This is a genomic window from Maribacter orientalis, assembly GCF_900109345.1.
Taxonomy (GTDB): domain Bacteria; phylum Bacteroidota; class Bacteroidia; order Flavobacteriales; family Flavobacteriaceae; genus Maribacter; species Maribacter orientalis.
This window is the reverse complement of the sequence record NZ_FNZN01000017.1, coordinates 1-5579: the sequence shown is the minus strand read 5'-3', so window position 1 is coordinate 5579 and position 5579 is coordinate 1. Positions and strand designations below refer to the sequence as shown.

The window sequence follows — 5579 nt, the reverse complement described above, 5'->3', positions numbered from 1 at the left end:
TCCTTCAATTTCAATATACGGTCCAACACTTTTTCGTTGGTCGCGTTCGGGTGCGGGCTACGTGGTTTTCTGGACAGCTCCCTAAGACCTTCGTAGCCTTCATTTTCAAACCGGGCAATGATTTTGTAAGCCGTCGGTCTTGAGATTTCAAAGACTCTACAAAGCTCCGTGATGGTGTATTTTCCAGTTCGCCATTCACAGATAAATTCAATTTTTTGTTCCATAATCGTATGTTCTTTCCAAGGCATAGCATCTGAATGTTGGTTCCAAATGCAACTTAAAAAGTGTAAACGATGTTTCTATAACTTTGTAAAGGATGTTTGTATATCGTACCTAATTAAGTACAACGGTTCGGCTAAGCGTAGTGCGGAAGTAAGGAAACTTTTCGTTTCCGTCTGCGAACGAAGCTAAAGCTTATTGTTTAGTTTTATTTTTTCTTGTCCAAAGCTAAATCCATAAGATTTAGCGACATCATAAATATACACAGACCTTTCGGTTTAGCCCTAAAGTCCGCATTACGTTTAGGTTTTGTTGTAGTGAGTTTTTTTACCACAAGTGAGGTTTTGCGAAATACATCCATCCGCACCATAAAGTCCAGAAGCAACTAAACAAAAGTCCTATTATGAAAAAAAGTGTTCTGAATTTTTTAATTCCGATTCTGTTTTTTAGATAATACCAGTCCATTAATTCCAATAAAATACCAGTAGAATATAAAAGGTTAGCCCCAATTCCCCACCAAAGAATACCAAACGAGTCAGTTTTACTCCAGGAGTATTCTCCTCTTGTAAGTCCATCGTAAATCGCGTAAATCCCGAAAATTCCAACGGCTAGATTATAAATCCATCTTTTAGATTCCCACCATTTAATGTTTGATTTTAAATCTTCTATTTTCATTTCTTGTATTAACTAGGGCGTTTAGGTTTTGTTGTAGTGAGTTTTTTTTATTTTCTCAGTCATTCTAGACAGATTAAATTTTTCCTTGTCCGATAGTGATTCATTTTTATAATGTTTGATATATTCAAACAGTAATTTCATTTCAGAAAGCGACCAGTCAAATGTGTCCGTAATCACATAGTTTTTATTGTCAATTCTCATTTTTAGCTCGCAGTCAAATCCAGCTCTTGAACTAGTGTTTTTTAGTGTAACCTCAGTCATCTTAATATTTGAACTGATATTATGAGCAATATTTTTGTCATTGTATCTGATATTTATAATATTTGAGTCAGATTCCACATCAACCACATATAACTTATTTTGCCACATTTTATAACCAATTAAACCACCGAAAACCAAGGTTAAAATCCCCAGAAAACTAGTAAGGTTTTGTAGTTGTTGTTTGAATAAGAATATGAGAGAAAAAATTAGTAGAATACAAACTAATAAAAGTATAAAATGTCCAATTCTATAAGAGAAGGATTTTGCTTCGTGAATAATTTTTAAGTCCTTCTGCATTTTTTTGAAATTCACTACAACGGTTGAGCTATGAACAGTACGGGAGCAAACAAGCGTTTACTTTCCGCCACGCACATAGCGAAATCTTTTGGTTTTGTTTTTTCTTTTTCTGTCCAAAGCGAAATCCCAAAGATTTTGCGGACTTCATAAAAATACACAAACCCTGCAATTTAAGCCCGAAGCCCGTATTGTTTATAGGTTTTGTTGTGCAACGTATTTTATTTTTTCCTTACTTATCTCGGTTTTATTAATCCAGTGCGTTTTGCTCAACTCCGTAATATTCAACTTCAAATCGGTCGTTCTTTTCCAAGTATTTTTTTATTAAATCGTTTTCATCTTCTACATAAGTGTTTATACCTAAAAAGGAAACATTGTCCTCATATTTATGCACCATTATAGCTCTAGGTTCTCCAACCATAGGAATAAATGGAGAATCCTTTTCATAGCCAATGGTAGGGTTATCCTTTTCTAAATCGTAAATGTATGTTACGTCCACTTTTCTGTTTTGATAGGCAAATTCTTTTTCGACTTTTATAATAAGTCCTTGCACTTCAACAAAGTCCTCTTCATTATAATCCTCAAAATTCTTTGTCGATTTTTCTCGACAACCGTGAAATAAAACAATAAGCGAAATAATCAAAAAATTTCTCATGGTGAATATGTTGCACAACGTTTTAGCTATGAACAGTACGGGAGCAAACTGGCATTTGCTTTCCGTCACGCACATAGCAAAATCTTTTTGTTTTGATTTATTTTTTCCTGTCCAGAGCAAAATCCAAAAGATTTTGCGGACTTTATAAAAATACGAAAACCTTGCGATTAAGCCCGAAGCCCGTATTGTTTATAGGTTTTGTTGTGCTTTCGTTATTTTTTATTCCGTTCGTATTAAATTTTCAATACGCAACAATTCAGCTTTTAACTTTTCATATTGTTTTAACTGAATACTATTGTTATAAAATCGATTATCCATATAATTCTCAAATTCCATATTATTCAGTATGCTCAAGTTGTCAAAATCGATAAATTTAGTTTCTCCAATTTCACCTTTATATTCGGAAAATTTATTGTCCATATTTCTATAATTAAAGTTTGGATATAAAAATTGAGTGAATGGCCCATTCAAATCGGTTGCATTTATTTGCTCTATTCGTCTGGTATTATCTATTAAGGTTGTGAAACTGTAAAGTGCTGAACGTAATTTGTCAGAAGATATGTTTCCGATTTTGCCAGTATTCAGTCCTTCCGTAAATGTTCCGTTATTTATTTCGACAATGCTTGATGAATATATAATTAACATTAAACTATCGAGTGCTTTTGGATTGATATTTTCTCTCTCATTATGAAACATATCAAGTATGGACTTCGAAGCAACTATATGATTAGATTCCTCTTCTATTGATTTATTTACATTATTAATATTGATTTCAATTTCTTCTGTTAGTCTATTTATAAAATCAGTTGTTTCATTATTATTTTTTCTGTTCTCGTTCCAATTACTTATTCCAAGCGCAATCAAAATTCCAATTACAACCAAGATTATTTCTCCGAAAGCATATTTCAGATATTTTCCAGTTTTTCCTTCTGAAAGTAAATTTTGTCGAATTTTTCTAAAGAATTTTATCATTGGTTAGTGATTGGTCATAATGAAGCACAACGTCTGAGCTATGAACAGTACGTGAGCAAACTAGCGTTTGCTTTCCGTCACGCACGTAGCGAAATCTTTTGGTTTTGTTTTTTCTTTTTTGATGTCAAAGCGAAATCCCAAAGATTTCGCGACTTCATAAAAATACGCAAACCTTAGCGTTTAAGACCTAAGCCCGTATTGTTTATAGGTTTTGTTGTGCTTAGTGTTTTACCCGTCATGTGTGTCCAACTTCCAATCTTTATTCGGTCTGATTTTTCTCCAATCCCAATATTTAGAATACAATTCATCATGCAACATATCAGCATTTTCCGCTAAGTCTTCAGTTTTATCCACAAAGCTGATTTCGGTCCATTTACCCAATTTTTCGTCAGGGTCTGCAGTTCCATCAATCACATTTAGTAACTCAAATAAAACTCCAGCAGAGTTGTCTGCTAAAATTTTTCTGAGTGCACTTTTTAGGTTTGGGTCACTTTTTAGTTTTTCTAGAGACAAACTTTCTTTTTCAGTTAACCCACCATTTGGCGGATAAGTCAAAAAATCCGTATTGTTTCCTTTGTCCAATTCGTCCGCAATATATTCCGCATTTTCCTCAATTTTTTGTTGAAGAAACAGCATTAAAGTATTGATGTTATGTTCTGATAATTTCATTTTTCAACATTAAGCACAACGTTTCAGCTATGAGTAGTTGCGGTGTGAAATCCGACAGGATTTCGGCCTACGAACTAAACATATTAAATATGCGTGGATTTTCCGATAGGAAAATCCGCCCGCAATTAATTATAGGTGCTGTTAGCAAACGGTTTATTAATTCAATTCCCTTAACAAGTAATATGAAAATCCCTCCATAAATATCGAAAGAAATAGAAATAGGTGAATCAGTATTCTTTTTCGACCTATGTCCAGATTTTTATCCGTTAATAATTTTTGTCCAACTCCCTTTTTTTCAAAATAATAATAGTTTAGACCAAACAGAGCAACTAAAAGCGATATGCTAACATAGTGTATTTTATAATTTAAGTACAGCTGAAATAAAAGTAAAACAATATTAATTAGAGTTATAAGAATAGAAGTTTGTAAGAAGCATATATATGATAAAACTGGTATTTCTGGGGCGCCATTTATTTTTTGGCTGCGCTTGTATAAATTATAATAGATTAGATGAAAAATCTTCATTTAATAATGAGTATTGCTTTTTTAACTGTTTGCTAACGTCTAAGCTATGGCAAGTAGGGCAGGCAAGGAAACTTTTCGTTTCCGTCTGGTCTGCGAGCCAGAGCTTTTTGTTTTGTAATTATTTTTATTTTTTAATTGCCATATCCAAAAGATATGGCGGACTTTCTAAATAAGCCCAAGCCTTTAAATATAGCACTTTTGCTCTATTTGCTATAGGTATTGTTAGCCACAGGTATTTATTCCCAGTATTTTATTTTTCGCGTTTCAACATAAACAGGGACGAACTTTTTGGAGTTTGCGAAGTGTTCTTTAAAATAGACTTTTCTCTCAATCCAATTACCGTAGTCGTCAAATTCATATTCTTTCTTCAATTCCCTATTTAGTTTGCCATCTTCAAATATTTTTTCGCTTATGACATTACTGATTTTGTCGTATTCGATAATCTCGTTTAAATGCTCTTTTAAATCTTGACTAATAGTGTAGTGATTTGACGCAGTTAAAATGTTGTCCTTATATTCTTTTATGGTTTTAAGCTTATAATATTCAGGTCCAGTAATTGTCTCAATAACATTTCCATTGTCGTCGTATTTATATTCATTTACTACTCCGTTTTCTTCTCCAATTATTGATTCTACTGATTTTAAAAGATTATTTGCATCGTCATAAACATATTCAAAATTACTTATTAAGGTATCTCTATTTTGGATTTTAGTCTGTGTATTAATTCTTTCTGAATTGTCATATTGAAAGATGAATTTGAAATTCAAGGAATCGTTATAAGTTATGTTCCGAGTAGTTATTTTGTTTATAGTATCATTCAAGATTGTTTCAATTGATTTTTGACTAGTATTTTGACCGATTGTTATTACTTTTTTAAGCAAATTGCTGCCATCGTGGAAGTACTTAATCGTTTGAAGGGGTTCGCCAAAGGGGTCGAAATATTTAGACATCTTAACAGAACCAAACCTTTCAAATTGCTCATTTAGATTAAGAATTGGTTTTTCTTTTTGAGTTCCATCCGAACCTTTAAAATTTGCCTTAAACTGTCTTACCTCCTTAACTTTTCCAAATAGACCTCGAACCTCCCAATCCGTATTATTCCCTACGTATTTTGGTTTTAAGTCAAATTCCTTTTTACAGCCTGAAAAAAGTATTAGGGTTATGAAAAGTAAAAGTATTTTATTCAAATCTTTGTGTTTCTTTATACTTGTGGCTAACGTTTAAGCTATGGCAAGTAGGGCAGGCAAGGAAACTTTTCGTTTCCGTCTGCACATGTAGCCAAAGCTTTTTGTTTTGTTTTTATCTTTTC

At 32.7% G+C, this 5579-nt stretch carries 7 protein-coding genes; all 7 read right to left on the bottom strand.

Annotated elements, in window-relative coordinates; translation table 11 throughout:
- Positions 1–224 (bottom strand): helix-turn-helix domain-containing protein (locus BMY56_RS18325; RefSeq protein ID WP_218144583.1); only part of this gene is annotated, 224 nt, incomplete at its 3' end.
- Between the two features lie 322 nt (positions 225–546).
- Positions 547–894: a hypothetical protein gene (locus BMY56_RS18320; protein ID WP_091627715.1), complete on the bottom strand. Its 348-nt coding sequence runs from the start codon at positions 892–894 to the stop codon at positions 547–549.
- 21 nt (positions 895–915) lie between these two features.
- Positions 916–1452 carry a hypothetical protein gene (locus BMY56_RS18315; protein ID WP_091627713.1) on the bottom strand — a complete coding sequence of 179 codons (537 nt, stop codon included), beginning with the start codon at positions 1450–1452 and terminating at the stop codon, positions 916–918.
- Positions 1453–1699: 247 nt separating this feature from the next.
- The gene (locus BMY56_RS18310; RefSeq protein ID WP_091627710.1) at positions 1700–2104 is read right to left on the bottom strand and encodes a hypothetical protein; all 405 of its coding nucleotides are present in this window, start codon (positions 2102–2104) and stop codon (positions 1700–1702) included.
- Between the two features lie 219 nt (positions 2105–2323).
- A complete protein-coding gene (locus BMY56_RS18305; protein WP_091627707.1) occupies positions 2324–3076 on the bottom strand; it encodes a DUF6090 family protein in 753 nt (250 codons plus the stop codon).
- 228 nt (positions 3077–3304) lie between these two features.
- Positions 3305–3745, bottom strand: a complete 441-nt coding sequence (locus BMY56_RS18300; RefSeq protein ID WP_079514680.1) for a hypothetical protein — start codon at positions 3743–3745, stop codon at positions 3305–3307.
- A gap of 761 nt (positions 3746–4506) precedes the next feature.
- A complete protein-coding gene (locus BMY56_RS18295) occupies positions 4507–5457 on the bottom strand; it encodes a hypothetical protein (RefSeq protein ID WP_091627704.1) in 951 nt (316 codons plus the stop codon).
- Positions 5458–5579: the final 122 nt, after the last annotated feature.